Genomic DNA, 25,867 nt, shown 5'->3' with positions numbered 1-25,867 from the left:
GATTCAGGCGATCCAATGGCATTCATAGTGACAACGGGAGACGCCGGGCGCTTTGCTGAACGGGCCACACACTGCGTCTGGCCGGCCAGACTGTCAGCGACTTTTCGAGAACACGCTTGGCGAGACGCCAAAAGCGGCTCTGAAGGCGCGACTGAAGTGCGCCATGTTGGTGAAACCGAAGCTCAGCGCAACTTCACTGATGCTGCGCTGTGGCCCCTTCATCAGCGCCGTCCGGCAGGCCAGAAGTCGTTGTTGCCACAGCCAGCGGGTGGCGGTGGTCCCCTCCATCGCGAACAGGCGGCTGAGGGCACGCGGCGAGACATGAATGGCGTGGGCGATAGCCGCCAGGTCCAGCGCCGTGTTATCCAGATTGGCCAGCAGAAAGTCTTTCGCTTTCATCAATAGTGCGTCATGACGGCTGGAGTGCCCCATGTCGGTAGGGTCGAATGCGCCTTCGAAGGCAGTGGCAATCACCTCCAGCAACGCGCCGCTCAACCGCTCGCCGGCCCGTGGTTGCTGGGAGCCCGCATTGAGCACTTCAACCATCATGTTGCCCGCCAATCTGCCAAAGGCCGAATGGCTGGCAAGGGTACGACTGACCAGGGCTTCGGGTCTGGGCAGGTGATTGATCAGCCGCTCGCGGGGAATCGAAATGACTATCTGGTCGTCTCCACGGGGGAAACGACACCGGTAGGATTCGGCGCTGTTGAACAGCACGATATCGCCGCGTCCCTGCACTGACCGACGTCCGCGCTGCTCCAGCTCGGCTTCGGTACTCAGGGTGAGGCAAAGAAAGAAATGGTCATCCCCCACCTCGACCTGCTTGCGCTCGTACTCGATGGGGGCCGATCTGATGTGCGTCAGTAAAACATCACCGAGGGTGGTGGCGCTGAGACAACCGTCGAAGGGGGTGTCGGACAACCTGCGGTTTGTGGTCTTGCCATAGGTGGAACACACCACCTCACTCCAGTAGTCGAAGCGTTCTTTCTTCGGCAGAGATCGAGGTGGATAGAGAATAGCCATCACCTGCATACCTTCACGAGTAGGTTGAAACCTGGCGAATGCTATCAGAGAACCCGTTAGAGAGACGCCTTGGCGCTCGGTGTGTCTGGGCACAGAGCGCGGCAGTCAATCAATACCCCTGCCCCTGCAGAAGGGCGATCCATAGCGCAGGGCTGCAGATCACTCAGAGCAGATGCCCGGCCCAGATCTTGCGGTTGACCAGGTCGGCGGCGATCTCGATAAACGCTTCGCCGACAAATTTGGCGGCCGGGCTGACCCGCCTGTCTGCCGCAAATACCTGCACCAGCTTGCGCATGGGGATCGGGTCGACCAGGGGCGCAGCACTGAGAACACCGGCCTCGACCTGCGCGTAAATCGAGGCCAACGGTAACGCGGTCAAGCCGAAGCCATTGCGCACCAGTTCAATCATGGCCCCGAAGGAATCGGCTTCGACGCTGGTCTTCAGTTTGATCCCCACGTCACGGGCGCAGGTGTCGAGAATCACTCGAAGACCGTGGCGTGGGCTGGGCAGTACCAGTTGTTGCTCGGCCAGGGACTGAAACGAGACCGGCGTATCAATCCGCAAGTGCGCACTGGCCGGACCGACCAGCAGCAGGTTTTCCATCATCACCGGCACGATGCGCAGCGTGTGCAGCGGTTGTGGATCGTAGGAAATCGCCAGCTCCAGCTCACCGCGTTGAATCCAGTCCAGCAGGTAGCCGCTGAAGGCCGAAGAAAATCGCACCGCCAGATTCGGATGAGCGTCCTTGATCTTGCGCACCAGTGGCACGGTGATGATCTCTGCAACCGTCGGCGTGGTGCCGATCACCACCGTGCCGCGAAACGACGATTTGCCGCCCAGCACTGAACTGCGGATGGACTCCATCTCCTCCATGATTCGCGTGGCATGAGCCAGAACCTCGCGGCCGGCGTCGGTAATTTCCATCCCGCGCCCGTGCCGATCGAACAAGTAGGTGCCGAGCTCTTTTTCCAGCATTCTGATTTGTCGACTCAACGCCGGTTGGGCAATGTGGAGCCGGTCGGAAGCCTTGCTCAGGCTTCCAAGCTCTGCGACATGAATCAGTGTTTTGAGTTGAACGACATCCATGACTGGCCCATTCGAAGACAGACTCGACGCCACGTGCGTCGACAGTCAGGTAAGTGTAATCCCATCGGCACCCGCGGCAATGCCATGGAGCCCGCGCACTCCTTGGACGTTCAGGCGGCAGGAGCGCTGTATACCCCGGCCTGCCGGGGCCGCACGCCAAGCTATAGAATTTCGCTATATCAGTTAGGCTGGCTCCCCGCTTATTAGCCTCCTCGCTCTGCGGTAGCGTGCAATCAACGTCGGCACCCAGCGTGACCGACCCACTACAAGAATAAGATTCGAGGACTCACGCCATGATTGTTCACGCCGTCGTTACCGCTACCTCTCCCACGTCCCACTCCCTGCCTACGGGTGTCTCGACAGCCAGTGGGTGGGTGCCCCTGCACTAACGCATCGCCCTACCACCAGCCAGCAACGTCCGGCACGTATCCTCGCGCGCCCGGTCAGGTCTCGCCTTGAAGAAAGGGTGAATAGCATGTCTGCAACACCTTCAGCGCCAACCCCACACACCCCAAGAACCGATCTTGCAAAAACGCCGAATCGCGTCAAAGCCATCATGGGTGCCTGCTCGGGCAATCTGGTGGAGTGGTACGACTTTTTCATTTACGCCTACACCGCCATTTACTTTGCGGCTGCGTTTTTCCCCAAAGGTGACACCACCAGCCAGCTCCTGGCCACGGCCGGTGTCTTTGCGGTCGGCTTTTTCATGCGCCCGCTCGGCGGCTGGATCTTTGGCTGGATTGCCGACACTCGCGGACGCAAGGTGTCGATGATTATTTCGGTATTCATGATGTGCGCCGGCTCCTTGCTGATTGCGATCATGCCCACCTACGAAACCATCGGGGTCGCCGCACCAGTGATGCTGGTGATAGCCAGGTTGATCCAGGGCTTGTCCGTGGGGGCTGAATACGGCACAGGCGCCACCTACATCAGTGAAATCGCGACGCCCGGTCGCCGCTGTTTTTATGGTTCCTTTCAATACTTCACCATCATCGCCGGACAGCTGCTGGCCCTGATGACCGTGGTCATTCTGCAGCAGACCCTGACAGGGGAAGAGCTGCGTGAATGGGGCTGGCGCATCCCGTTTTTCATCGGTGCCCTGAGTTCGATCGTGGTGGTCTACCTGCGTCGGGCCATGCATGAAACGGCCAACCAGAAAGACATGAAGCGCAAGGACGCCGGCTCGCTGCGCGGCATGTTCAAGCACAAACGCGCGGTTGCGCTGGTGGTGGCCTTCACCATTGGCGGGTCGCTGTACTTTTATACCTTCACCACCTACATGCAGAAATTCCTGGTGATCTCCGCCGGTTTCAGCCCGCAGATCGTGAGCTTCATCATGACCGCGGCGCTGATTGGTTTCATGTTCTGCCAGCCGCTCTTCGGGCTGCTGGCGGACCGTGTCGGCATCAAGACGCACATGCTGATGTTCTCTGGCCTGGCCATGCTGCTGGTGATCCCGCTGCTTTACTCGCTGCAATCGGTCAGCAACCCCTTTACCGCGTTTTTGCTGGTCTTCGGCGGTTTGGCGATCGCGTCGCTCTACACCCCTATCGCCGGCATCGTCAAAGCGGAACTGTTCCCGCCGGCGGTACGCGCCCTGGGTGTGGGTTTTCCCTACGCCGTGGGCAATGCCGCGTTCGGCGGCACCGCGGAATACGTCGCACTGTCGCTGCGCGCCCAGGGTATCGAAGAGTATTTCTTCTTCTACGTCGCCGCCGTGGTCAGCATCACCTTTATTGCCGCCATGTTGATGCCGAACCTGTCGCGATACGGATACATCAGCGGCACAGGTGAAATCGAAGAGCGCACGGGCTTGAAGGGCTACGCGAAGCCACACGCGGCAAGGATCTGAACTCAACCCTGGCCAGGGCCCTTTGATGGGCCCTTTTTCTCCTCGGCAACAGCGCCTTCAGCAGCGGTAATCAACCGAAATGGCTGTGATGAAAATCGGCGATCTGTTGCCACATCGCAATCGGGTTGGAGTACATCGGGAAATGGCCACAGTCGGCGATGGGCGCCAAGCGCACCCCCTGAGCCTGGATATGGGGCAGATAGGACAATGCGGCGTTTTGCTCTCCGTACATGAACAGGCGCGGGCAGTGCAGCCCGAGAAACTTGTCCATCAGGTTGGCCTGATCGGACAGATCGACCATCGACTGGAAAATCCCTCGCACCGCTCCTGCTCGAACCTTGTGCCGCAGGCTGGCCGAATACAGCGCGCTCGCGTACGCCGGGGCCTGGCGGGTACGCTCGATGAACGCGGAGAAAAACACCTCGGGATCATCCGCCGGATAATCAACGATCTGACGGCTGAGGAAGCAGTCTTCAGGGGCAATGTTGCCTTCGATATCGACAAAGCTCAGCACACGCTCCGGAAACTGGTGAGCCAGCATCAACGCGGTCAACCCACCCATCGAATGCCCCACCAGATGGAAACGCTCGATCGCGAAATGCGCCAGCACCTGCGTGGCGGTCTGCAGCAGAAACGGGATGGAAATTTTCGACAGGTCCTCGCAGGTGCTTTCACCGCAACCCGGTGCGTCGTAGGCGACAAACGGATGCCCGGCAAAAGCCCGGTGCTGGACGATGTCGGCATAGTCCTCCTTGGTCGAGCCAAAGCCGTGCAAGAAGACTATCGGCGCCAACGGGCCGGGCCGGTAGAGGGTGGAAATATCAAGCTGGACACCGTCCACCGCCATGGGTAATCGCAGTTGGGTGAAGGGTTCAGGTGGGGACACGTTGATGCTCCTTGAACGAAAAACTGAGGTATAAGCCGGTGCAGCCGCCAGCCGGCCGCACATTTCAAGGGAGTTGCAGGCTTCTGTACATTCCTGATTCAGGAACCTTTCCATAGGCCAAACGTATCAGTCCCTGGCCCTGAGCTGGCTGACCAGGGCTTCCACCAGCGGGTTCGGGCGCAACGCATTCCAGGCTACGGCGGTCGTGACCACATTGAGTTTCTGGCTCAAGGGCCGCAACACCACATTGGCCGGCGCCAGCTTTTTAAGGGACGCCGGCACCAGCGCAATGCCCTGGCCGCAACTGACAAACGCGATCTGCGACGCCACCGAGCGCACCTCATGCAGCACCCGTGGAGAAAAACCGCTGGCGCGGCAGGTGGCAATCAGGTTGTCGAAGTACACCGGGCTGACCTTGCGCGAAAACATCACCAACGGCTCGGTGGCCAGGCTCGACAAGCTGATGCGCTTGCGTGATGCCAGCGGATGGTCGCCGGGCAGCGCCACCATCAGCCGATCCTCGGTCAACGGCAATGACTGCACCGCCGCGCCCAAATCACCGTCGAGGCGGGCAAAGGCCAGATCGATATCCCCCGCCTCCAGCGCCGGAATCGCCTCGACGCTATCGATTTCCCGCACCGACACCGAGAGGTGCGGGTATTGGCTTTTCAGTTGCTCGATCAAACCCGGCAACACATCGAACATGGCCGTGGAGATCGCCCCGATGGTCAGCATCCCGGACTGCCCCGCCACCGCTTCTTCCACCGCCAGTTCCAGACGTTCCAGTTGCTCGGCGAACTTGCGCACGGCCGGCAGAATCGCCGCACCGACCGGGGTCAGCCTGGCGCCCCGGCGCGAACGATCGAACAGCGTCACTTTGAGTGCCTGCTCCAGGACCTGAATCTGTTCACTCAACGGCGGTTGCGACATGCCCAGACGTTTGGCGGCGCGGCCGAAGTTCTGTTCCTCGGCCACCGCCAGGAACAACCACAGATGGCGAATCAAGCGAAAATTGATCATGGCAATTCCATAGGTTTAACGTATGTAATGGATCCGTGATTAGTAATATACCTATCAAACTGCCGCGCTGACACTGGACGCCTCCGTCACCAAGGGGCTCCTCCATGACACCACCTCCTGTACTCGAACGCTTGGCAATGCTGGACACCAATACGGTTTCCGACGCGCTCGACTTTCTCGGCCTGCCCGGCGCAACCGTGGGGCTGCGCCCCCTTTGGCCGTGCCCGAAAATCGTCGGCCGCGCCAGTACCGTGTTGCTCGCGGCGAAATCTGACACGGCTCCCACCGTCCATCTGATCACCCCCGTGGTTGAACAGATCCACAGCGACGACCGCATCCTGGTGATTGCCGGCGGCATCGAGGGTATTTCCTGCTGGGGCGACATCCTGGCCAATGCGGCCAGCGCAAAGCAGGTGCGAGGCACGGTGATCGACGGCTGCAGCCGGGATATCGATGGCAGCGCAGCGATTGGATATCCGGTGTATGGGCGCGGGGTCACCATGATCAGTGCGCGCAATCGGGTTGTGCAGATCGATGCCGCCGTGACCATCACCGTCGCCGGGGTCAAGGTCAGTGAGGGTGATTACGTCATCGCCGACACCTGCGGAACGGTCTTCATTCCCCAGGCACATATCGAGCAGGTCATCGACCTGGGTCAGCGTATCGCCGAGCGCCAGGACGGCATGGTCGAGGCGGTGCGAGGCGGCCGCTCAGTGACCGAAGTGATGCATGACACCCAGTTTGAAGCCATCCATGGGGAGCGCACTCAATGAGCCCTGACGACCTGGCACTGGTGGCACTGTTTCAAGGGCTGGATACCCCCGGTGTCTCCGATGCCCTGGACAAACTCGGCCTGCCCGGCCAATGCCTGGGCATCGCCCCTTTGGACAACTACAGCCAGGTCATTGTCGGCCCGGCATTTACCGTGCAGTACGTCTCGGCGAGCACACCGCCGGGCACGGTGGGCGACTTTATCGAGGAGGTCGCGCCGGGCGATGTGGTCGTCATCGACAACGGCGGGCGCACCGATTGCACGGTCTGGGGCGACATCATGACCCAGTACGCCGGTACACGGCAGATCGCCGCCACCGTCATCGACGGTGTCTGCCGTGACGTCTGCAAGGCACTGGGCGACGGTTATCCGATGTTCAGCAAGGGCCGTTTCATGCGCACCGGCAAGGACCGGGTCCAGGTGCAGTCGGTCAATCAGCCCGTGTCCATTGGCACAGCGCGTGTCAGCGCGCGCGACCTCGTTATCGCCGATGCCAATGGCGTCGTGATCGTGCCTCGGGCACGGGCCGAAGAAGTGGCGGCTTGTGCCCGTCAGATCGAAACGATCGAGGCCGAGATCCGCACCCTGATCGCCGAAGGAAAAACCTTGAAAGAAGCCCGGGCTGCCTTGGGTTACCACAGCTTGCAGAGGAAAGTGTGATGACTGATCTCCCCCTCCCCCTGAATTTTCACGAACGGGCACGAGTCCTGGGCAGTTCGACGCTGTACGAGACCTCCCACTTGCCCTGCGCCGTCGACAGCGCCATCCGGCCCATCTGGGACGGTGCTTTCATCGCTGCCCCCGCCTATCCCCTGGAGTGTTCGCCGGGTGACAACCTCAGCCTGCATCTGGCCATGGAGCGTGCGCCGCGCGGCAGCGTGCTGGTGGTTGGCACCGGTAGTTTCATCGCCGGTTACTGGGGTGAAGTGCTCACGGTGGCGGCCGAAGCGGCAGGCATCGTGGGCCTCGTCATCGACGGCGGTGTGCGCGATATAGCCGCGCTGAGAAAACGCCAGTTTCCGGTGTTCGCTCGTGGCATCTCGGTCAGGGGCACCGTCAAGGCCAGCGCGCCATCGGTCGGCAAGCCTTTGAGTTTCAACGGGGCGTTGGTCGACGTCGGCGACCTGGTGGTGGCCGATGACGACGGCGTGATCATCATTCCCAAGGCCGATGCGGCCCGTACGCTGGCCGAAGGGGAAGCCCGCGCACTCAAGGAAGCCGAGATGATGGCCAAGCTGATCGAAGGCAGCACCACGCTGGAACTGATGAACCTGACCGCGTGGAGAACACGCGCATGAGCGCCGACCTGCAACGCCTCAACCAGCGCCTGGCCAGCGCCAAGCCGTCGGCGACCTATCGCATCATCGACCGTGTGGCGGAACGTCGCGCACAGGGCGCCAGGATCATTTCCCTGTGCGCGGGCGAGCCGGACTTCGATACGCCAGAGCATGTGCGTCAAGCCGCCATCCAGGCCATCGAAGAGGGTCACACCCGCTATACCCAGGTCGCGGGCGTGCGTTCGTTGCGCGAAGCGGTCGCCGATAAATTCCGCCGCGAAAATGGCCTCGACGTCACCTGGCAGGACACCCTGATCTGCAGCGGCGGCAAGCAGGTCATCTACAACGCCCTGGCCGCCACCCTCAATGAAGGCGATGAGATCATCGTGCCCGCGCCCTATTGGGTCAGTTACCCGGAGATGGTCGAGTTGTGCGGCGGCCAAGCCCGGATCGTCATCTGTAACGCCGAGACCGGCTTCAAACTGACCCCGGCGGCACTGGCCGCGGCGATCACGGACCGAACCCGCTGGCTGATCCTCAATTCACCCTCCAATCCGACGGGTGCGGTCTATAGCCGGGTCGAGCTTGAGGCCTTGGCCCAGGTGCTCCTGACCAATCCGCAGGTGCTGATACTGGCTGATGATATTTACGAACACCTGATCTTTGACGAGCAGACATTTGTCACCCTCGCCCAGGCAGAACCGCGCCTCATGCCCCGTACGCTGACCATGAATGGCGTCTCCAAGGCCTACGCCATGACCGGTTGGCGCATCGGCTTCGCCACCGGGCCGCGCTGGCTGCTGCACGCCATGGAGAAACTGCAAGGCCAGCAGACGTCGGGCGCGAGTTCGATTTCCCAGCAAGCCGCGCGGGCAGCATTGGCAGGCCCCAAGGACTTCATCCACCAGAGCCGGGCTGTTTTCCAGCGGCGCCGGGACCTGATGGTGTCACGGCTCAATCAGATTCCGGGGCTTGCCTGTGAGGCTCCGGGCGGAGCCTTCTACGCGTTCGCCTGCTGTGCCGGCCTGATCGGTCGCACCACGGCCGCCGGACGAACCTTGCGCACCGACGAGGACGTCGCCCTGGCCCTGCTCGACGAGGCGAACGTCGCCGTGGTGCAGGGCAGCGCATTTGGCCTGGGCCCCTACATTCGCATCGCCTATGCGCTGGATGACGCGTCGCTGCACCAGGCCTGCGACGCCATTGGCAGGTTTTGCCAAAACCTGCGCTAAGCCTCCCCGCCCCCACGCAACCCGGCCAATGCCGGGTTTTTGCCCTGCGCGCCCATGCCACAGAGCTATCGCCCCAGGCTTTGGGCCGCGACGAGCTATACAAAACCGGCATATCTCAAAGACAAAAACGGTAGTCGTCGCCCGCCCTCCGCTCTCCCAGAATGAGTGAAAACACAAAAGCAGCACTGCATGGAGACTGGCATGACAACAGCAGCTGAAACCACCGTGGGGCATGACTGGCAGGAAGACGTGTTCCGCGTGCTCAAGTCTCACAACGTCAAACACGTGGTCTTCGTCCCGGACGCAGGTCACTCCGCGGCCATCCGCATGTCCTATGCCGACCCGGACATCAAGGCCGTGGTCCTGACCACCGAAGAGGAAGGCATCGGCTACCTCGCCGGCGCCTGGCTCGGCGGGGAACGCGGTGCACTGCTGATGCAGTCAAGCGGCGTCGGCAACTGCATCAACACCCTGGCGCTGCAGAATTGCGCGGGGTTTCCGCTGTTGATGGTGGTGACCATGCGCGGTGACTGGGCCGAGTTCAACGCCTGGCAGAACCCGATGGGCCAGGCCACCGAAGCCGCTCTGAAGCTGATGAACGTCTTGACCTGGCGCGCCGACGTTGCCGCGGACGTCGCGCCGCTGCTGCATGGCGCGGCGAGCATGGCGTTCAACGGCGACTCCGCCACTGCCCTGCTGCTCGGCCAGCGCCTGATTGGAGAAAAGAAATGGGTCAAGTAAGCGCAAACCACAGCTTGTGCCGCCGCGAAGTGGTCAAGGCATTGCTGGCCGACCGCAAGGACCTGCTGGTCGTCACCGGCCTGGGTTCGGCGTCCTACGACGTCATGGCGGCCGGCGACAATGACCACAATTACTACCTCTGGGCGGCCATGGGCAGCGCCATCACCGTTGGCCTGGGCCTGGCCAATGCCCAACCCGACAAGTCGGTCGTCGTTATCACCGGTGACGGCGAATTACTGATGGGGTTCGGTGCGCTCGCCACCGTCGCCCTGCAGCGCCCGGCCAACCTGACCATCGCCGTGCTGGATAACGGCCACTTTGGCGAAACCGGCATGCAAGTCAGCCACGCCGGTTTCGGTATCAACCTCGACCAGGTCGCCAAGACCTGCGGTTTTGGCTGGACCGACGAGGTCCGCGAGATGCCAGGCGTTCACGCTTTGCGCGAGCGCTTCGCCACGCGCGACGGCGTCAAGTTGGCGACCATCAAGATCAAAGCCGAAAACCCGCCTCGGGTCCTGCCGCCCCGGGATGGCCACTACGTCAAGAACCGCTTTCGCGCGGCACTGGGTTTCAACCCGATCTGAGCGCCGTAAACCGCACGGCCTTACGCAGGGCAACCGCCGTGCGTGAGGCGTCGAGGAGCACAATAATGACTGACCCAAACGCTGAAGAACTCAACGCCATCCGCGAGGGCGTGCGCGCCCTGTGCGCCGAATTCGATGCCGCTTACTGGCGCAGGATCGATGAGGAAAAGGGCTTTCCCGACGCTTTCGTCAAAGCCCTGACCGACGCCGGGTGGCTGGCCGCGATGATCCCCACCGAGTACGGAGGGTCCGGGCTGGGCCTGGCCGAAGCCTCGGTGATTCTCGAGGAGGTGAACCGCTGCGGCGGCAACTCCGGGACGGTTCACGGGCAGATGTACAACATGTTCACCCTGCTGCGTAACGGCAGCGAGGCACAGAAAAGTTACTACCTGCCAAAACTCGCCAGCGGTGAACTGCGCCTGCAATCGATGGGTGTGACCGAACCCACCACCGGCACCGACACCACCAAGATCAAGACCACCGCCATCAAGCGCGGTGACAACTATGTGATCAATGGGCAGAAAGTCTGGATCTCGCGCGTTCAGCATTCCGACTTGATGATCCTGCTGGCCCGCACCACACCGTTGGCCGAGGTCAAGAAGAAGTCCGAAGGCATGTCGATTTTCCTGGTTGACCTGCGGGAAGCCATCGGCAACGGTTTGACCGTGCAGCCGATCGCCAACATGGTCAATCACGAGACCAACGAGTTGTTCTTCGACAACCTCGAGATCCCCGCCGACAGCCTGATTGGCGAAGAAGGTCAAGGCTTTCGCTACATCCTCGACGGCCTTAACGCCGAGCGCACCCTGATCGCCGCCGAATGCATCGGCGATGGCCGCTGGTTTATCGAGAAGGCTGCAGCCTATGCCCGTGATCGCGTGGTGTTCGGGCGCCCGATCGGGCAGAACCAGGGTGTGCAATTCCCGATTGCCGAGGCGCACATCGAAATCGAAGCGGCTGACCTGATGCGCTGGCGTGCCTGCGAAGAATATGACCGCGGCCTCAACGCCGGAGCCAGCGCCAACATGGCCAAGTACCTGGCAGCGAAAGCCTCCTGGGAAGCAGCCAATGCCTGCCTGCAAACCCACGGTGGTTTCGGCTTTGCCTGCGAGTACGACGTCGAGCGCAAATTCCGCGAAACCCGCCTGTACCAGGTCGCGCCTATTTCCACCAACCTGATCCTGTCCTACGTGGCCGAACACCTGCTGGAGTTGCCGCGCTCCTTCTGATGCTTGGTGCAACGCCCGGTGCGGCGCCGTCATGGCCTGCACCGGCAGATCATGACAAGAGAGACAAAACAGCATGAGTCAGCCCAAACACATCCGCCCCCTCGATGGCATCACCGTCGTCAGCCTGGAACATGCGATCGCCGCCCCGTTCTGCACCCGGCAACTGGCCGACCTTGGCGCGCGGGTGATCAAGGTCGAGCGCCCCGGCGTCGGCGACTTTGCCCGTGGTTATGACCAGCGCGTCAACGGCTTGGCCTCGCATTTCGTCTGGACCAACCGCTCCAAAGAAAGCCTGACCCTGGATCTGAAACAGGACGCGGCCAGCGACGTCCTTGACCATTTATTGGCCGGTGCCGATGTGCTGGTCCAGAACCTGGCACCGGGTGCGGCGGCGCGAATGGGGTTGTCGTTCGACGCGCTGCACCCGCGTTTTGCGCAGCTGATTGTGTGTGACATTTCCGGGTATGGCATCGGCGGCCCGTATCAGGACAAAAAAGCCTACGACCTGCTCATCCAGAGCGAGGGTGGCTTTCTCTCGGTGACGGGCGGCCCCGGCGCCCAGGAAACGGCCAAGGCCGGCTGCTCGATCGCTGACATTGCCGCGGGCATGTACGCCTACAGCGGCATTCTCTCGGCGCTACTGTTACGCGGGCGAACCGGCAAAGGCAGCCATATCGATGTGTCGATGCTCGAAAGCCTGGTCGAGTGGATGAACTATCCGCTGTATTACGCCTTTGCAGGCGCAGCCCCTCCACCGCGCGCAGGCGCCGCCCATGCGACGATTTACCCCTACGGCCCCTTCCCCATCGGCGACGGCAGCACCGTGATGCTCGGCTTGCAGAACGAGCGGGAATGGCAGCTGTTTTGCGCCAGGGTCCTGCTCCAGCCGGAGCTGGCAGAAGACCCGCGCTTTTCGGCCAACTTCAAACGCGTCGACAACCGCGACGCGTTGCGTGAGCTGATCATCGCGGCATTTGCCGACCTCGATTTCGCCGCCGTGATTGCTCGACTGGACCACGCCCAGATCGCCAATGCCCGGGTCAACGACATGCAGAGTGTCTGGGATCATCCGCAGCTCAAGGCACGTAACCGCTGGCGCGAAGTCGGCACCTCGGCCGGGGTTATTCCCAGCCTGATGCCACCGGCCAGCAACAGCGCATTCGATCCGCGCATGGATGCCGTGCCCGCGCTCGGAGAACACACCATACAGATCCTCAATGAACTGGGATGGCCAGCCGAACGCATCCAGCAGATGCGCATGGACGGAGCGATCTGAGCGCTGCGGACACCCAGCCGCCCGGCGGCCCCCATGACTTTTGCGGCGCGATCCAGCCTGTGGCCGACCTCGCCTGCAAAGCAGACAGGAGCAATGAAGATGAACAACTCCAATTTTTCCGCCTGGATCGGTCGTCGCCAGGAAACCCACGACCGCATCAGTCACACCCTGGTCAAACGCATCGCCACAACCCTGGGCGAGCCGACACCCGGCCCGGGGGACGCGCTGCCGCCCCTATGGCACTGGGCCTTTTTTCAGGAGCCGGTCCCGGCCAATGAGCTGGGCAGGGACGGTCATCCGGCACTCGGCGGGTTCTTGCCACCGGCGCACAACCGCAATCGGATGTGGGCCGGAAGCCGAATCGAGTTTTATCAGCCGTTGCGGGTCGAGGCGCAAGCAACCTGCGTATCGACTCTTCTCAGCGTCGAGGAAAAACTGGGCCGGAGCGGATCGCTGCTGTTCGTTACGGTGCGCCATGAATACTTCCAGGACGGCCAGCCTGCGTTGCGGGATGACCAGGACATCGTTTACCGCGAGCCGACACCTCCCAGGCTGAGCACGGCGCAAAGGCTTCCCGAAGGACAATGGCAGGAGTCGGTGGAGCCCACGCCGACGTTGCTGTTCCGCTATTCGGCCGTGACCTTCAATGGTCATCGGATTCACTACGACTGGCCCTACGTCACCGAAACCGAAGGTTATCCCGGGCTGGTGGTGCACGGCCCCCTGATCGCCACACTCAGCTTGCGCGCCTTCACCCGGGCACAACCGAATGCACGTCTGCAGCGGTTCACCTTCCGTGGCGTCCGCCCGCTGATTGCACCGCAGACGTTCCAGGTCGGTGGCTGCTTGACCGGCAGCGGCCAGGCGCAAGTCTGGGCGGGCAATGAAGACGGTGTTGCGCAATTGGGCGAGATTCAGTTCAGCCAAGGAGACCGCCCATGAGCACTGCCATCGTGCGAACAGCGTTGTTTGTACCGGCGACTCGCCCGGAACGTATCCCGAAAGCCATTGCCAGTGGCGCAGACCGGGTCATTGTCGACTTGGAAGATGCCGTGCAGGAAAACCTCAAAAACGAGGCCCGACATCACCTGCAGCGCTACCTGGCGGACACGCCGGGTGCGCAGATTCTGGTACGGGTCAATGCACCGGAGCACTGGGCACATGCAGCGGACCTGGCGCTGTGCCAGGAGCACTCCGGGGTCATCGGGATCCTGCTGCCCAAAGCCGAAAGCGCAGCGCACGTCAGTGCCGCCGCCCGCACGGGCAAGCCGATCTGGCCGATTATCGAAAGTGCAAAAGGCCTGGCAAGAATCGGCGAAATCTCCGAAGCCAACAGCGTTGAGCGCTTGTCATTCGGCAGCCTTGACCTGGCCCTCGACCTGAATCTGAGCCCGAGCACTCAGGGCGCCGAAGCAATCCTCGGCCATGCCCGCTACGCCGTGCTGCTCGCCACCCGAGCAGCCGGCCTGGAACCGGCGCTGGACGGGGTATTCCCATCGATACACGACAGCCTGGGGTTGCACGCCGCTGTACAGGCTGCCCGCGACATGGGGTTTGGCGGCGCGCTGTGCATCCACCCCCATCAAGTGCAGGTCATTCATCAAGCCCTGAAACCCAATCAGGAAGAGCTCGAGTGGGCACGACGCATTATCGAAAGCGCCCGCTCGGGCGAAGGTGTATTCGTGCTGGATGGCCTTATGGTCGACGCCCCTGTCATCGCCCGCGCGCGGGCGATCCTGATGCGCGCCGGCTGACGAGGCATGGGTTTGGCGGAATTGGAAGCGGCGGTCCTGCTGTGACCGCCGTTTCCTATTGCTGAGAATGATTGTTGGCGAAAGGTTGCGTTTTCATGGCGCTCAAAGGCAATTGCTCCGCACTCAAGGCCTTCATATGATTCAACGTCCGCAGCGGGAACAGGCGCGGAGCTGAACACCAGCCACCCGCTCACCGCCACACACATTGAAATGGACTTTATGAAAAAACTGGTCTTCCTGCTCGCAATGGGCTTGCTGCTCTCGGGCTGCGCTGCCGCCCCAAGCCACCCGGTGCCGGATGGGCTCTGGTACGCGGAAAAAGAAGTCCCTGATCGATTTGACTACCAGGTCTACGTGCTGTTTCAGGACGATAGCCATTTCATATGGTGGCGCACCCTGGACGCCCAGGACGTGGTCTTGAAGCGACTTGAGCACTACACCCGGGATAACGGAACGCCCAGTGCGCCAGCCCTTTACACCCGCAAAGGTGACGAGTTGAAAGGCGAGTCGCGCACCGTCGTCAACAACAAAAAAGGGGTAGCGCTGTACACCTTCATTCAGAACTTCAATGGGCGCTTTGAGGGTGAGACCTTGGACATGGAGCTGCAAAGGAGCACTCTATGGCCCGATGGCCCGCCTCGTACGGAAGAGAGGGTGCGCTGGTCAATGAAGCGGCTCAAATCCCAGCTCGCCAAATGAGCCGATAGCCGCTGATCACCCGACGACATTGAACGGTGCAATCAGGTCGACTCCCGAAAGCACCAAGCGCCTGGGCGGCCATCGGCCAAGGCTGGATAGGCTTCTGTTTTGGCCCTACAGGGATTTTCGTCGCAACGACACGACATTCAGAAAAGGAGTTCACATGACCGACATTCACAGCGAATTCGAACGCAGCCAATACTTCCATGGTTCACGGATAGACAGGCGCTCAGCTGACGCCCTCGTCGGCCTGGCAGCAGGTCTTGCCGCTGACGGCGTGGTCTCAACGGCTGAAGGGTTGTTCCTCAGGGACTGGCTTGAAACCAACCTCGTGCACCTCGATGACCCGGTGATCAACCTGCTGTATTCACGGCTCTCCAACATGCTCCTGGACGGCGTGCTGGATGCCGAAGAATCCCTTGAGCTTATCGGGCTGCTGCAGAGCTTTTCCGGCCTGAGTACCGAAAAGCCGAAGGCCAGTGACCAAACCTTCAATGCTCCCAACGACCTCCCCTTCAATCGCCCCGAACCGGATCTGGCCTGGGATGGGAGAGTGTTCGTGTTCACTGGAATCATGGCCTATGGGCCGCGAAAAGACTGCCAGCTACGGGTGCAGGAGCGTGGCGGCATCATCGGCGGCGCGGTGAGTCAGAAAATTCATTATCTGGTCGTTGGCAGCATTGGAAATGACCAATGGCGCCATAGCAGCTATGGAACAAAGATCATGAAAGCGGTCGAGTTGAGAGAGGCTGGCAGCCCTATCGCCATCATTGGTGAACAACAATGGCAACGCGCTCTTTTTGGCTGAGCCCATCGCGCGGGGCCGCGTGAAATTGCCCTAGCGCCCCACCGATCAACCAGCCCGGCCATGTGCCGGGCTCCGTGTTTCTGGCCAGCGCCCGACTCTGTTATCGTGGCGCCCCCAACCAGACGACACGGAAGCATCGAGGAATGGACTTATGGAAACCTTTGGGAGTCGCGCTGCTGGCGTCCATCAGCACTCAAGCCCTGGCGGCGGAAAACAATAACCCGTTCCAGGCCGCTCTCATGATCACCACGGCGATTCCGTTCTTGGTGGTTGCAGGCACCACAGGGGCCACCTCGTACATCCCGGAGCTGTTCAAGCCGGCAAAGAGTGACGCCCTCGCGTTCATTGGTTCAGACGGAGAGATCCGTGGGGCGCAGTTTGAACAAGCCTCTCGCTACTATCGCTCGTCCTTCCCGCCGCCCCTGATGTCTGACAGGCAATTGGCCGTTGCCATCGCGACATCGTTCTAGAACCGCCGCCGAGGCCCTATTCCCGCCCGAGCCCCCTTATCTGCTGTAGGCAGGCGCCGCCAATGGCAATGGCTGCGGATTGGCAATCACCCAGTGCACGGCCAGCTCACAGAGACGATCGGTCTGCTCGGCGTCATCGTCCCCCCCGCGCAGCGCAGCAGCCAGCGCCCGAGCCTCGGCGAGCTCGGCAGCAGGCAACGCCACGGCACTGCTCAGGTGCCCCACCAGGGCCGTCAACATCGCCTTGAAATCGCCATCCCAGTTGGCCGAGCCGTTGTGGTGAATCTCTTGGGAAATACGGCCACTGATGCGGATCACCTCACCCTGCACTGTCGCCGCCGCGCCGGAGGATGGAATCAGCAGCGCCCACAATTGCTGATGCTGATCAAACCAGCCGGTGGCCGTGACCACGATGGCCGACTGACCGTCATGCACCTTGCGCGAGGCCACGGGAGTGACGTCGAACAGGCGATAAAGACTGGCCAGGCCGGCTTGCGTTGCCTCCAGGTAGTCCGGGTTGAAGGAGGCCCGATGAAACTCGAATTCACGGCCGATGCGCTCCACCTCGGCGAGCATGCGGTCATCGCGTTGCAGGCCTGCAGCCAACAGAATCTCGGCGATTTTCGCGGTCGCCTCGATATCGGCGTTGCGCGTAGTGACCAGGGCAATATGCAACACGCTGTGCCCCTGCCGGTTCCTGGCCTCGACATTGGCGCCGCGGCGGATCAGGGCAGCAATGGCCTCGGCCTTGTGGCTCTTGGCCGCAGCATGCAGCGGCGTGTCGCCCTGGTAATCCTGGGCCTCGATATCGGCCCCCAGATCCAGCAGCAGATCGACGCCACCGATCCAACTCGTACTGCGATGGTGCAGGGGCGTGCGTTGGTAAGTGTCGCGGGCATCAATAGCTGCGCCCTGCTCCACCAGCCAGCGGGCCAGTGCGTCAGGGCAGTTGTAAAAGCCCAGCGCGGTGTTCTTGCTGTAGCCGCCGGTGGCTTCAAGCTCGCACCCTTCGAACACGGCAATCAGCTCGGCAAGCGAGGCCTGCTCCAGCAACTGATCGAAATCCTTCGGCAGTGTCTTGCGTTTACGCTTAGCCATGGCGGTGGTCATCATCCTGATCAAAAGGCGGTCATCATAAAACCAAATCTTTGATTGGTCACAGCCATCACTGTGGGGGGCAGGCTCGTGGCAAGCCGTTATGCATATGCAGCCATTGGCGTCATCACGCTCTTGACTCCAATGCGGTCAAGCCCTGGAGATACGCCGTTAGTTGCCTATGGGCATCATCAGTAACCTTTCCGCTCACGCAATAAGAAAGCTCTTCGTTTTTCCATAGGCCACCCGAGGTGACGTTGGCCGAACCGAGAATTGCGCGATACGAGTCGCCGCTTCGACCGTAATAAAGCTTTGTATGGAGATAGGTGGGTCGCGGCACATTGACGTGCTTAAGTCCGGTCAAACTGGCCAGACTCTTGATGCAGGCTCGCTCGGTGTGCTCACGATTGGTGTACACCGTCATATGTGCTCCTCGACCAATAGCTTCCCTCATGTGCTTCAACAATGGAGACAAGCCACAGGCCTTCATCCAGCCTGAGCAAATGACGATTTGCTCGGACGCGGACAACAGATTTTTCAACTCACACAGGTGCGACTGCGAGTCTTTTTCCACATTGGTAATCAGACGCAAGAGCGGTTCTCCTATTCAATCGGGCGCCAATACTACGCTCCTTACCTGAAAAACAATCTCCCGCCGCGGTTCGGCGAAGGCACGGCGAACGACGGCGCAACTCCATTCAGACCGCGACATCACCCGGAAAATGGCGCACCGTGTCCCGTCTCCACCTACGCATCACAGACCCACCTTTATCCGGACGTCACATGACACCCAACGCAGAGCGCTATAACCCCTCCACCGACTATGCCGACAAGCTGATTTCGCGCATCGGGCAGACACCTTCCTGGATCGCGAAACGTATTGGCGTGACCGATAAGCGCATTCGCTACATCCTGGACGGCGAAAGGACCGTCAAGGGCGAAACCAGCGCCATTCAGATGACGTACACCGAGCAGTTTGCCCTTGAGTGCCTTGCCGCAGAGGCCCAGGCCAAGAAGAAGTAAGCCGGCTGGCGGATCCTCCTGCAGAGGGCAAAAGGGAGCCTGGCACACTGCCCGAGGGTTCATCTCGGAAGTCACAAGCACCGGCCCTGGATGCAAAAAGCCCAGCGATACGCTTAATGCCGATCAGTTAAGCGCTAGAGCGAACGAAACATTACCTGTGGCGAGGGAGCTTGCTCCCGTGGGGCCGGCCGGGGCTCCGAAACGTAGCAGTCGCCTTTTTGGGGCCGCTGCGCGACCCAGCGGGAGCAAGCTCCCTCGCCACCATGACAGCGCTTGCCCTTAATGACTGGCATTAAGCGATAAGCTGGGCTTTTTGTTGTGGCGCAAGCGGTTACATCCCGGCGGCATCCAGCAGCGCGTTACCCAACTGACCTGGCGTGCCACCGCCCTTGTAGACGTCCAGCAGCACGTCTTTGGACGACCATTCGAAAAGGGTGCTCTCGTTTACGTTGGGGGCAAACGCAAGGGCCGCGATTTTGCTGTAGGGAATAGCACAAATGCACTACTCCCCCGAGTGCGCCCTGGTTGCTGACGCCTGAGTGTTCAGGCGTTTCTCAGCCGTCAGGGGACCAGCTCAACGTAGCTCGACTCCCCTCCCCCCGTCGCACCCGACAACCAACCCCAGGTGAAGGCCAGCGTGGTGCGCCCGGCCTGATCAACGCCGACCGTACCCCGGGACCAGCCGGCCAGAATCTCGCCCTCCGTCGTCAGGCAATGAAAAAGAAGCTCAAAGGTATCGGGCCCGGTCACCCGTCCGACCTGATGCCCCTGGCGGATCCGGCCGCCCTGGTAAGTGCTCGAAATGGCATTTCCCTCGACCAGGTAATGAAACACCGTGCCGGCCCCGGAGAGCCCCTGGGTGTTGTCCGCCACCGAAAACCGGCGGTTGTGCAAACGTTCGCCGAGTTGAGAAAAGGCCTTGTCCATAGATGTCGCGTCCTGTTTTGGTCGAGCGGAGTGATTCCAGCGGTCGCCGATCTTAAGCCATTTTCCGGTACGGCTTTGCCCCCTATGAAATGGCGGATCCAGCGTCGACTTTTACGGGCCCGGGCCCTGGGCGAATTCGCGGCAGATCTATACTTAAAACAGGGAATCGACTTCCCTTTCAAGAACCTAGAGGTGATGCGTTGGGCGGCAATCGTGACGATGGCAAGCAATACCAGGGCGCGCTCTGCAAGGTGTTCGTTTCATCCACCGAGGCACTGGAAATAGAGGACTACATCGATTACTTCCTTAGAACCCGCGGCTATGAGCTGTCCGATTCAAACCGAGACATCATCGCCGCAAAACTCGAGAGAATCCCCGACAGGCCTCACCACACCCTCAACGAACTGGATCGCTGGCTCGACTTCCAATTCAGCGAATAACCCCAGCCGGCGCGGGTTCAATCCGCAGGCAGCCGCGCAGTCGCAAGGGATTGCTGAGCGACTCCGAACTGCGCCTTCACCCTGGGTGATCGCTGGGGCGCAGGCGGCGCAACCAGGGCGACGCCCTCGATAAGGGCGACGATGCGCTTTTTGTCTCCGGGGACCTGACCAAGCCCTCAGGACTCGCGTATCGTCTCGCCTGCTTTTGGCCACTGCCCAGCCCCCCGTCCAGGTACCCGAAAAATGCTCACCCGTCACCCCCGCCTTACGCTTCTCGGCTTGCTACTGGCCTTTTCCGGCCAGGCCCCGGCGGCCGAGTTGCAGGCACCGAACCTCAATGTGCTGGCCTGGCCACGCATGAGTTCTGGCGAGTTGGGCTGTTACCTGGAGCAGACCCTGGGCCATCGCGACCCGCGTTTCAATTGCGCCTTGAGCCATTATCAGGCGCCGACCGACCCGTGCCACGACACTGATCGCTACGACGAAGGCCCGGCGTTTCCCCCGCGCCTGGCCAGCAGGGTCCACCCACTGGCGACGGACGTCGAGCTGACCTGGGAACACGGCCAATTGCAGCAACTGACCCTGACCCTCAAGGGCACACTCGACGCCGCCCAGGTGCGCCGGGCCTTTGGCTTGCCCGATACCGAAGGTTCCGCGACACCCGAGGACGGCCTGCCGGAAAACATCATGAGCGCGCAAATCGAGTCGTCGCCAGCATCGCTCCCGGGTGAGGGTTCACAGGGCTCAACCTTGATCACGCTGACCGGTTTCGAGCATATGGGCGCGGGCGATGTCGAGTGCGACGCCGAGCCATAAAAAGCCCCGCACTTAGGCGGGGCTGATCAGCTTCGGGGGAGCGTTACCAGGCCCCGGTGCCGCATGGGTTTTCTTTCGAGTTGTAGGGTTTGAGCAATTTGCTCAGGCCTTTGGTCGGCACCGAGCTGGTCAGGGCGCCGGCCTTGAGCTCGATTTTTTTCGCCTTGCGCATGGCCGCCCAGAACTCCGGGAAGTAGCCCGAGCACGCATTGCACTCAACGTAGAACGGGTTGCTGTACTCGACGCCGTCGACGATCACATCGAAGCCGCCCTTGTCGTTGTGGGAGTAGAACGATTGACCGGCGATGGTTGCCGAGCCGCTGACCGGGCTCATTTCATCGTCGGCGTCACAGGCAAAGTTCAGGTAACTGGTGCTTTCATCCCCCGCGTAAAACTCTGTCTTGCCCTGACCCCAACCCGATTGCCACTCCCCTGTTGCGGCACTGGCCGACGCGCAAACCAGAAGGAGAAGCGTCGGTGCAAATAGTTTCATGTCCGTTTCCTTGCGAAGCGATGAATTGACTGGATGATGCCAAAACAACATTACACCCGTTATCAACCCCGCTCCGCAAGTTGCCCCCTCAGGGTTTACTGCCCAGGGCCGCCAGCAGCGCCGCATCCCGCCCGTAGATATCCGGGGCATACAGCAGTTGGCCATAGCTGTCGGCCTGCGCCGTCCAATAGGTGAGCAGGATCGGCATCGGCTTGGCCAGGCGGAACTCGTGAGTCAGGCCGGTTGCCAGCAACTCATCGGTACGCGCCTTTTCGGCCGGGCTCAGCAGCCAATCACGCAACTGCATGACCTGCTCGACCCGCACACAGCCCGAGCTGAAGGCCCGCGGCCCTTTGCTGAACAGCGCCTGGCTCGGGGTGTCGTGCAAGTACACCGAAAACGGATTGGGAAAGCGCACCGCCATTTTCCCCAGCGGGTTGCGCGGCCCGGCGTCCTGGCGCAAGAGGATATTGCCCGGGTTGTCCCAGTCGATCTGGTCCGCGGCCAGGGGGTGCCCTTCGCTGTCCAGCACCTGCAGGTTTTGCCGACTGAGGAAGGTCTGGTCGCGACGGATCTGCGGCAGCTTGTCTTCACGCAAAATGGTCGGCGGCACGGTCCAGGTCGGGTTCAGGGTCAGGCGCGTGACCCGGGACTTGAGCAGCGGTGTCTGGCGCTCGGCCCGTCCGACCTGGGTCCGGGTCTGCCATACCAGCACGCCCCCCTGGTACACGATCAACTGCGCCGCGGCGACGTTCACCAGCAGGCTGGCGGGCTCCAGGTCCTGGGCCAGCCAGCGGAACCGCTCAAGGTTGACCCGCAATTGCCCACGGCGCACGGCCGGGCTGATGTTCAGCTCATTCAAGGTGCCCTGCCCGACCACCCCGTCGGCCTGCAGCGAATGGTTGAGCTGGAAACTCTTGACCGCGTTCACCAGCTCCGGGCCATAGGCGTTATCGTCCGTGGCCAGGGGGCTGCTCAGGTAGCCCTCGCTCAACAACCGCTGGGCCAACGCGGGAACCCGCGCGTCCTGCATATCCGGGCGCAACAACGGCCCGCTGGCCAGGGGCTGCCACTGGGGCAGCGGCTGCTGGCGCTGCTCGGCATACAGCTGGCGCAAGCGCTGATAAAGCTCGATGCCCGGGCGTGCCTGCTGGAATGCGCTGGCAAGGTCCGCAAGCCCCGGCGCAGCCAGCGCCAGCAGCTCGGCCTCACGCTCGGCGGGTGCCTGGCTGGCGTGCCACAGCGGCTCGAAACGCGCCTGCGACAAACGGCCGTAGTGCAGGTCCTGCAGGGCCTTGAGATATTGCCGGCTGGTATCGAGTTCGGCGCACCAGGCGCCGGGCGTCGCCGCATCGGCCGGCAACGGGTAGCTGGCCGGGTCGAGGCCGTCATCGGCCAACTGCTGCAATTGTGCCTGCAAGGCCGCCACGCGGCCGTCGGCGGACCAGATTTCAAGATCATTGTGCTGCTGGTAAAACGCCTGCAACAGGCTTCGGGTCGGCCCGTCCATTTGCACAGCCAGGGCCGGGCACGCGAGGGACAACTGGGTGAATGCCGACTGCACGGCGCTGGTCGGATCGACTGTCGGTTCGTCGGCGGTCGCGACCAATGGCGCAGCGAGCAGGCAAAGGCTCAAGTAACATGCGGTTTTTTTGAACAACTGCTTTACTCCAAATCCATGGCCGTCATAGGACGGATCAACCTCGGCAACCGTTGCCGCGAACCAGCAGGCCAAGCGTAGCAAGCGCTGGCGGGGGAACCACAGAATGTCAGGAGCCAACGCAATGGTAGGGACTCTTTTTACCGACCGCTATACAGACCGCTTCCCATGCTGATTTTTCTACGCCGCCTGGGCCTGGCCGCGACGATTCTGGGGGCCATCTGCAGCCCTGCGTTCGCCGTCGGCAGCCCAAGCCCGATGATGTTCAACAGCCTCGCCCACGCCGCCCCGGAACTCAATCCACAGGCCCTGAAAAGCGCCCTGAGCGCCATGCAATGCGCGGTCAACAGTGGCGCCCGCCAAGCCCGGCACCTGGCCGTCATCGACTATTCGCAACCGTCCACGGCACGCCGCCTGTGGATCTTCGACCTGCGTAAAAAGACCCTGGTGCTGCGCGACCTGGTGGCCCATGGGCAGAAGTCCGGGGAAAATTTCGCCACCCAGTTTTCCAATCGCCTGGGCAGCTATCAGTCCAGCCTGGGCCTGTTCCGCACCCAGGAAAGCTATGAAGGCAGCCACGGTTATTCGCTGCGCATGGACGGCCTGGAGCCGGGGTTCAACGACCGGGCCCGTGATCGCGACATCGTGATTCATGCCGCCGACTACGTGAACCCGCTCTGGAGCCAGCGCCAGGGCCGCATCGGCCGTAGCCAGGGCTGCCCGGCGGTGCGCCCGCAAGTGGCCCGCCAGGTTATCGACAAGCTCAAGGACGGCCAGTTCATGTTTTCCTGGTACCCCGACCAGCGCTGGCTGAAGTCCTCGGCCTACCTCAACTGCCAGCCACGCCAGGTGGCGAGCATCGTCAGTGCCAAAGGCGGTTGAGGCCACCGGCGCGCCCACAAAAAAAAGCCCTGCAGTGCCAGGGCTTTTTTGTGGACGCCCTCAGGGCTTGAACACTTCGCGCCGGTGGTAGGCCAGGTAAACCGCCTGCCGGGGATTGAACGGCATGGGCGTGATGTCGCCAGGCAAGTGCCAGGCCTCCAGCACTTCAGCGACCTGGGCTGACACCCGCAACTCGCCGCTGTCTTCGAACGAAATCCAGCCTCGGTCAAATAACCGGTCGACGTGGGGGGCGAGCATCAGCCCGTTATCGCCGTCGAGACGCTCGACGTTATTGCAGTCTTTCCAGGGCTTGATATGGCTGGCGATGAGGAAGTTTTTCGCGGTCACCCCGGTCAGCCGACAGCACGGCTCGATCTGGAGCGCTCGCTGGCGAAACAGGTCCTGGCCGATACGGGAGCGGATCAGGCGCTGTTTCTCGGTGGCAGAAAGCTTGGGGTTCTGTTCGATCTGACGCTGCTGTTCATCGGCCAGGGCCTGGTCACGGATGTCCTCTTCGGCCGCTGCCCGCTCGGCTTCCTCCGGGCTCGGTATCCCGGGCTGGGCCCGGAAAAATGACACTTCGCGGCGGGTAAAATCCACCCGCTCGCGACGAAAGCCTGCGTCCAGCCATTGCTTGGCCTGGGGCCGCTGGGGGTCATTGATCCAGGCGGCCGGGGTCTGGGTGTAGTCCGGCAATTCGAAACCCAGCATGTTTTCGATCTCGGTGAAGGTCAGGGTCACTGAGTCGGTGCGCAGGGCGTTGAAGTAGTCGCCAAGGGGCCGGTATTTGCTCACGGGAAACCTCCATGTCGGAAAGAGCCCGCAAACATACGACAAGCCGGTGCCCCGAGAAAGCGGCGCGCGGGGCATTGACCAAGGGCTCATTAACCAGAGGCCAATGCCGGGGCCCGATCACGACTCAGCCTTTGTTCTTGTTTTTCGCCCCGCCCTGGCGCGCCTTGAAGCGCGGGTTGGATTTGCAGATCACGTAGATCCGCCCGCGACGCTTGACGATCTGGCAGTCGCGGTGACGGTTCTTGGCTTCTTTGAGGGATGAAAGCACTTTCATGGTGATGCTCCTGAGGGGGCTTAAAAATATGTAATAACATATCATAATCACCAATGAGAATAATTATCAACACCTGACTGACAACCCCCACCTTCCCTAGACTCTTGCGTCAGCACGCGCCTCGGCCTTGGCCATAGAATGTCCATTTCAAGATAAATGATTGGAAGTTCACGTTAGACGGTCGATTGGCCGGCTCTCTAGAGTGGCCGCACCCCTTACAAGAGTGCGCCCCATGGATCTCTATCGACGGTCGCTGCTGGCCTTGTTTTTTGCGACGCTCACTGGCTGCGCCAGCTGGAGCGCGCCCGCGGCCAGCCCGGCCCTGCCTGCTGCCGCCAACGTCAACAGCCCACTCCCGGACCAGTGGTGGACCCTGTACCGCGACCCGGCGCTGAACGCCGCCGTGGAGCAGGCGCTGATGCACAACCGGGACCTGCAAGTGGCGGCGGCGAACCTGCTGCAAGCCCGCGCATGGCTGCAGGAAGCCGACGCCCAGGGCCAACCGCAAACTGCCCTCAGCGCCGATGCCGGCTATGGCAGCTCGGCGGACGATCAACTGGAAGCGGCACTCAACCAGAGCTCGCACATTCGCACCGGCAGCCGCTATCACCTGGGCCTGGCAGTGGCCTGGGAGCTCGACCTTTTCGGCCGCCTGCAATCCTTGAGCAGCGCGGCCCGGGCCGACGCCGAATCCGCCCAGGCCGCCGCCGACGGACTGCGGGTGCTGGTGGCCGCCCAGACCACCGGCGCCT

At 61.7% G+C, this 25,867-nt stretch carries 30 protein-coding genes; 19 read left to right on the top strand and 11 right to left on the bottom strand.

The features are described 5' to 3' along the window. Window positions 1–93: 93 nt before the first annotated feature. Complete coding sequence (locus CF161_RS14620) at window positions 94–1,023, bottom strand: helix-turn-helix domain-containing protein (protein WP_043229497.1); 930 nt, start codon at window positions 1,021–1,023, stop codon at window positions 94–96. 163 nt (window positions 1,024–1,186) lie between these two features. Next, entirely contained in the window at window positions 1,187–2,110 is a 924-nt protein-coding gene (locus CF161_RS14615; protein ID WP_043229473.1) for a LysR substrate-binding domain-containing protein, read from the bottom strand. Window positions 2,111–2,585: 475 nt separating this feature from the next. Here CF161_RS14615 and CF161_RS14610 point away from each other — a divergent pair, with 475 nt between their 5' ends. Beyond that, a complete protein-coding gene (locus CF161_RS14610; RefSeq protein ID WP_043229471.1) occupies window positions 2,586–3,962 on the top strand; it encodes an MFS family transporter in 1,377 nt (458 codons plus the stop codon). 70 nt (window positions 3,963–4,032) lie between these two features. Here CF161_RS14610 and CF161_RS14605 read toward each other — a convergent pair whose 3' ends face one another. Beyond that, a complete protein-coding gene (locus CF161_RS14605) occupies window positions 4,033–4,848 on the bottom strand; it encodes an alpha/beta fold hydrolase (protein WP_043229468.1) in 816 nt (271 codons plus the stop codon). Window positions 4,849–4,974: 126 nt separating this feature from the next. Beyond that, window positions 4,975–5,868 carry a LysR family transcriptional regulator gene (locus CF161_RS14600; RefSeq protein ID WP_020297360.1) on the bottom strand — a complete coding sequence of 298 codons (894 nt, stop codon included), beginning with the start codon at window positions 5,866–5,868 and terminating at the stop codon, window positions 4,975–4,977. A gap of 104 nt (window positions 5,869–5,972) precedes the next feature. Between CF161_RS14600 and CF161_RS14595 the strand changes: the two genes are divergently transcribed. The 13 genes from CF161_RS14595 (at window position 5,973) to CF161_RS14535 (ending at window position 16,710) form a co-directional block, all read left to right on the top strand. Beyond that, window positions 5,973–6,641: an RraA family protein gene (locus CF161_RS14595; RefSeq protein ID WP_043229466.1), complete on the top strand. Its 669-nt coding sequence runs from the start codon at window positions 5,973–5,975 to the stop codon at window positions 6,639–6,641. Next, window positions 6,638–7,300, top strand: a complete 663-nt coding sequence (locus CF161_RS14590; RefSeq protein ID WP_020297358.1) for an RraA family protein — start codon at window positions 6,638–6,640, stop codon at window positions 7,298–7,300. Before CF161_RS14595 ends, CF161_RS14590 begins: the two co-directional genes overlap by 4 nt. Further along, window positions 7,300–7,938: an RraA family protein gene (locus CF161_RS14585; protein ID WP_020297357.1), complete on the top strand. Its 639-nt coding sequence runs from the start codon at window positions 7,300–7,302 to the stop codon at window positions 7,936–7,938. The genes CF161_RS14590 and CF161_RS14585 overlap by 1 nt, the downstream gene beginning before the upstream one ends. Continuing rightward, window positions 7,935–9,149: a pyridoxal phosphate-dependent aminotransferase gene (locus CF161_RS14580; RefSeq protein WP_020297356.1), complete on the top strand. Its 1,215-nt coding sequence runs from the start codon at window positions 7,935–7,937 to the stop codon at window positions 9,147–9,149. The genes CF161_RS14585 and CF161_RS14580 overlap by 4 nt, the downstream gene beginning before the upstream one ends. 201 nt (window positions 9,150–9,350) lie before the next feature. Continuing rightward, window positions 9,351–9,890, top strand: coding sequence for a thiamine pyrophosphate-binding protein (locus CF161_RS14575; RefSeq protein ID WP_020297355.1), 540 nt, complete (start codon window positions 9,351–9,353; stop codon window positions 9,888–9,890). Further along, a complete protein-coding gene (locus CF161_RS14570) occupies window positions 9,878–10,474 on the top strand; it encodes a thiamine pyrophosphate-dependent enzyme (RefSeq protein WP_020297354.1) in 597 nt (198 codons plus the stop codon). Before CF161_RS14575 ends, CF161_RS14570 begins: the two co-directional genes overlap by 13 nt. Window positions 10,475–10,539: 65 nt before the next feature. Next, complete coding sequence (locus tag CF161_RS14565) at window positions 10,540–11,703, top strand: acyl-CoA dehydrogenase family protein (protein WP_020297353.1); 1,164 nt, start codon at window positions 10,540–10,542, stop codon at window positions 11,701–11,703. A gap of 73 nt (window positions 11,704–11,776) precedes the next feature. After that, window positions 11,777–12,979 (top strand): CaiB/BaiF CoA-transferase family protein, encoded by a 1,203-nt coding sequence (locus CF161_RS14560; protein WP_020297352.1) that lies wholly within the window; start codon window positions 11,777–11,779, stop codon window positions 12,977–12,979. 99 nt (window positions 12,980–13,078) lie between these two features. After that, entirely contained in the window at window positions 13,079–13,921 is an 843-nt protein-coding gene (locus CF161_RS14555) for a MaoC family dehydratase N-terminal domain-containing protein (RefSeq protein ID WP_020297351.1), read from the top strand. Next, on the top strand, window positions 13,918–14,733 hold the full coding sequence (locus CF161_RS14550) for a CoA ester lyase (protein ID WP_020297350.1): 816 nt from the start codon (window positions 13,918–13,920) through the stop codon (window positions 14,731–14,733). The genes CF161_RS14555 and CF161_RS14550 overlap by 4 nt, the downstream gene beginning before the upstream one ends. 219 nt (window positions 14,734–14,952) lie before the next feature. Then, window positions 14,953–15,432, top strand: coding sequence for a hypothetical protein (locus CF161_RS14545; RefSeq protein ID WP_020297349.1), 480 nt, complete (start codon window positions 14,953–14,955; stop codon window positions 15,430–15,432). 163 nt (window positions 15,433–15,595) lie between these two features. Beyond that, complete coding sequence (locus CF161_RS14540; RefSeq protein ID WP_020297348.1) at window positions 15,596–16,240, top strand: BRCT domain-containing protein; 645 nt, start codon at window positions 15,596–15,598, stop codon at window positions 16,238–16,240. Window positions 16,241–16,383: 143 nt separating this feature from the next. Further along, on the top strand, window positions 16,384–16,710 hold the full coding sequence (locus tag CF161_RS14535; protein WP_020297347.1) for a DUF2388 domain-containing protein: 327 nt from the start codon (window positions 16,384–16,386) through the stop codon (window positions 16,708–16,710). 36 nt (window positions 16,711–16,746) lie between these two features. Here the strand turns inward: CF161_RS14535 and CF161_RS14530 are convergent, their stop codons facing one another. After that, window positions 16,747–17,808: an ankyrin repeat domain-containing protein gene (locus CF161_RS14530; RefSeq protein WP_043229494.1), complete on the bottom strand. Its 1,062-nt coding sequence runs from the start codon at window positions 17,806–17,808 to the stop codon at window positions 16,747–16,749. A 124-nt stretch (window positions 17,809–17,932) separates the two neighbouring features. Beyond that, on the bottom strand, window positions 17,933–18,397 hold the full coding sequence (locus tag CF161_RS32250) for a phospholipase D-like domain-containing protein (protein WP_156882686.1): 465 nt from the start codon (window positions 18,395–18,397) through the stop codon (window positions 17,933–17,935). Between the two features lie 191 nt (window positions 18,398–18,588). Between CF161_RS32250 and CF161_RS14525 the strand changes: the two genes are divergently transcribed. Further along, window positions 18,589–18,828 carry a hypothetical protein gene (locus tag CF161_RS14525; RefSeq protein WP_020297345.1) on the top strand — a complete coding sequence of 80 codons (240 nt, stop codon included), beginning with the start codon at window positions 18,589–18,591 and terminating at the stop codon, window positions 18,826–18,828. Between the two features lie 561 nt (window positions 18,829–19,389). Here the strand turns inward: CF161_RS14525 and CF161_RS14520 are convergent. Beyond that, entirely contained in the window at window positions 19,390–19,755 is a 366-nt protein-coding gene (locus CF161_RS14520) for a hypothetical protein (RefSeq protein ID WP_020297344.1), read from the bottom strand. 200 nt (window positions 19,756–19,955) lie between these two features. Between CF161_RS14520 and CF161_RS14515 the strand changes: the two genes are divergently transcribed. Continuing rightward, window positions 19,956–20,195, top strand: coding sequence for a hypothetical protein (locus CF161_RS14515; protein ID WP_020297343.1), 240 nt, complete (start codon window positions 19,956–19,958; stop codon window positions 20,193–20,195). Between the two features lie 243 nt (window positions 20,196–20,438). Next, window positions 20,439–21,011, top strand: coding sequence for a hypothetical protein (locus CF161_RS14510; protein ID WP_020297342.1), 573 nt, complete (start codon window positions 20,439–20,441; stop codon window positions 21,009–21,011). Window positions 21,012–21,054: 43 nt separating this feature from the next. On the opposite strand, the gene CF161_RS14505 is transcribed toward CF161_RS14510, so the two are convergent. Next, entirely contained in the window at window positions 21,055–21,504 is a 450-nt protein-coding gene (locus CF161_RS14505; protein WP_020297341.1) for a hypothetical protein, read from the bottom strand. A gap of 88 nt (window positions 21,505–21,592) precedes the next feature. Continuing rightward, the gene (locus CF161_RS14500; RefSeq protein WP_020297340.1) at window positions 21,593–23,164 is read right to left on the bottom strand and encodes a murein L,D-transpeptidase; all 1,572 of its coding nucleotides are present in this window, start codon (window positions 23,162–23,164) and stop codon (window positions 21,593–21,595) included. Window positions 23,165–23,332: 168 nt separating this feature from the next. Between CF161_RS14500 and CF161_RS14495 the strand changes: the two genes are divergently transcribed. Continuing rightward, window positions 23,333–24,046, top strand: a complete 714-nt coding sequence (locus CF161_RS14495) for a murein L,D-transpeptidase catalytic domain family protein (protein ID WP_020297339.1) — start codon at window positions 23,333–23,335, stop codon at window positions 24,044–24,046. 60 nt (window positions 24,047–24,106) lie between these two features. Here CF161_RS14495 and CF161_RS31810 read toward each other — a convergent pair whose 3' ends face one another. Both CF161_RS31810 and ykgO read right to left on the bottom strand, forming a co-directional pair. Continuing rightward, window positions 24,107–24,841, bottom strand: a complete 735-nt coding sequence (locus tag CF161_RS31810) for an HNH endonuclease (protein ID WP_020297338.1) — start codon at window positions 24,839–24,841, stop codon at window positions 24,107–24,109. A 124-nt stretch (window positions 24,842–24,965) separates the two neighbouring features. Further along, window positions 24,966–25,115 carry a type B 50S ribosomal protein L36 gene (gene ykgO / locus CF161_RS14485; RefSeq protein ID WP_020297337.1) on the bottom strand — a complete coding sequence of 50 codons (150 nt, stop codon included), beginning with the start codon at window positions 25,113–25,115 and terminating at the stop codon, window positions 24,966–24,968. A gap of 232 nt (window positions 25,116–25,347) precedes the next feature. Here ykgO and CF161_RS14480 point away from each other — a divergent pair. Further along, window positions 25,348–25,867: TolC family protein (locus CF161_RS14480; protein ID WP_020297336.1), on the top strand; the 520-nt coding region annotated here is incomplete at its 3' end.

The organism is Pseudomonas sp. CF161 (assembly GCF_000416215.1).
Lineage (GTDB): Bacteria > Pseudomonadota > Gammaproteobacteria > Pseudomonadales > Pseudomonadaceae > Aquipseudomonas.
The sequence above is the reverse complement of the archived record's forward strand: the minus strand, read 5'-3'. Positions and strand labels throughout refer to the sequence as shown.

Excerpts from the sequence above, each read along its gene's own strand:
- CF161_RS14620 (WP_043229497.1), bottom strand. The coding sequence starts at position 1,023 with ATGGCTATTCTCTATCCACCTCGATCTCTGCCGAAGAAAGAACGCTTC.
- CF161_RS14615 (WP_043229473.1), bottom strand. The coding sequence starts at position 2,110 with ATGGATGTCGTTCAACTCAAAACACTGATTCATGTCGCAGAGCTTGGA.
- CF161_RS14610 (WP_043229471.1), top strand. The coding sequence starts at position 2,586 with ATGTCTGCAACACCTTCAGCGCCAACCCCACACACCCCAAGAACCGAT.
- CF161_RS14600 (WP_020297360.1), bottom strand. The coding sequence starts at position 5,868 with ATGATCAATTTTCGCTTGATTCGCCATCTGTGGTTGTTCCTGGCGGTG.
- CF161_RS14595 (WP_043229466.1), top strand. The coding sequence starts at position 5,973 with ATGACACCACCTCCTGTACTCGAACGCTTGGCAATGCTGGACACCAAT.
- CF161_RS14590 (WP_020297358.1), top strand. The coding sequence starts at position 6,638 with ATGAGCCCTGACGACCTGGCACTGGTGGCACTGTTTCAAGGGCTGGAT.
- CF161_RS14585 (WP_020297357.1), top strand. The coding sequence starts at position 7,300 with ATGACTGATCTCCCCCTCCCCCTGAATTTTCACGAACGGGCACGAGTC.
- CF161_RS14580 (WP_020297356.1), top strand. The coding sequence starts at position 7,935 with ATGAGCGCCGACCTGCAACGCCTCAACCAGCGCCTGGCCAGCGCCAAG.
- CF161_RS14575 (WP_020297355.1), top strand. The coding sequence starts at position 9,351 with ATGACAACAGCAGCTGAAACCACCGTGGGGCATGACTGGCAGGAAGAC.
- CF161_RS14570 (WP_020297354.1), top strand. The coding sequence starts at position 9,878 with ATGGGTCAAGTAAGCGCAAACCACAGCTTGTGCCGCCGCGAAGTGGTC.
- CF161_RS14565 (WP_020297353.1), top strand. The coding sequence starts at position 10,540 with ATGACTGACCCAAACGCTGAAGAACTCAACGCCATCCGCGAGGGCGTG.
- CF161_RS14560 (WP_020297352.1), top strand. The coding sequence starts at position 11,777 with ATGAGTCAGCCCAAACACATCCGCCCCCTCGATGGCATCACCGTCGTC.
- CF161_RS14555 (WP_020297351.1), top strand. The coding sequence starts at position 13,079 with ATGAACAACTCCAATTTTTCCGCCTGGATCGGTCGTCGCCAGGAAACC.
- CF161_RS14550 (WP_020297350.1), top strand. The coding sequence starts at position 13,918 with ATGAGCACTGCCATCGTGCGAACAGCGTTGTTTGTACCGGCGACTCGC.
- CF161_RS14545 (WP_020297349.1), top strand. The coding sequence starts at position 14,953 with ATGAAAAAACTGGTCTTCCTGCTCGCAATGGGCTTGCTGCTCTCGGGC.
- CF161_RS14540 (WP_020297348.1), top strand. The coding sequence starts at position 15,596 with ATGACCGACATTCACAGCGAATTCGAACGCAGCCAATACTTCCATGGT.
- CF161_RS14535 (WP_020297347.1), top strand. The coding sequence starts at position 16,384 with ATGGACTTATGGAAACCTTTGGGAGTCGCGCTGCTGGCGTCCATCAGC.
- CF161_RS14530 (WP_043229494.1), bottom strand. The coding sequence starts at position 17,808 with ATGGCTAAGCGTAAACGCAAGACACTGCCGAAGGATTTCGATCAGTTG.
- CF161_RS14525 (WP_020297345.1), top strand. The coding sequence starts at position 18,589 with ATGACACCCAACGCAGAGCGCTATAACCCCTCCACCGACTATGCCGAC.
- CF161_RS14520 (WP_020297344.1), bottom strand. The coding sequence starts at position 19,755 with ATGGACAAGGCCTTTTCTCAACTCGGCGAACGTTTGCACAACCGCCGG.
- CF161_RS14510 (WP_020297342.1), top strand. The coding sequence starts at position 20,439 with ATGCTCACCCGTCACCCCCGCCTTACGCTTCTCGGCTTGCTACTGGCC.
- CF161_RS14505 (WP_020297341.1), bottom strand. The coding sequence starts at position 21,504 with ATGAAACTATTTGCACCGACGCTTCTCCTTCTGGTTTGCGCGTCGGCC.
- CF161_RS14495 (WP_020297339.1), top strand. The coding sequence starts at position 23,333 with ATGCTGATTTTTCTACGCCGCCTGGGCCTGGCCGCGACGATTCTGGGG.
- ykgO (WP_020297337.1), bottom strand. The coding sequence starts at position 25,115 with ATGAAAGTGCTTTCATCCCTCAAAGAAGCCAAGAACCGTCACCGCGAC.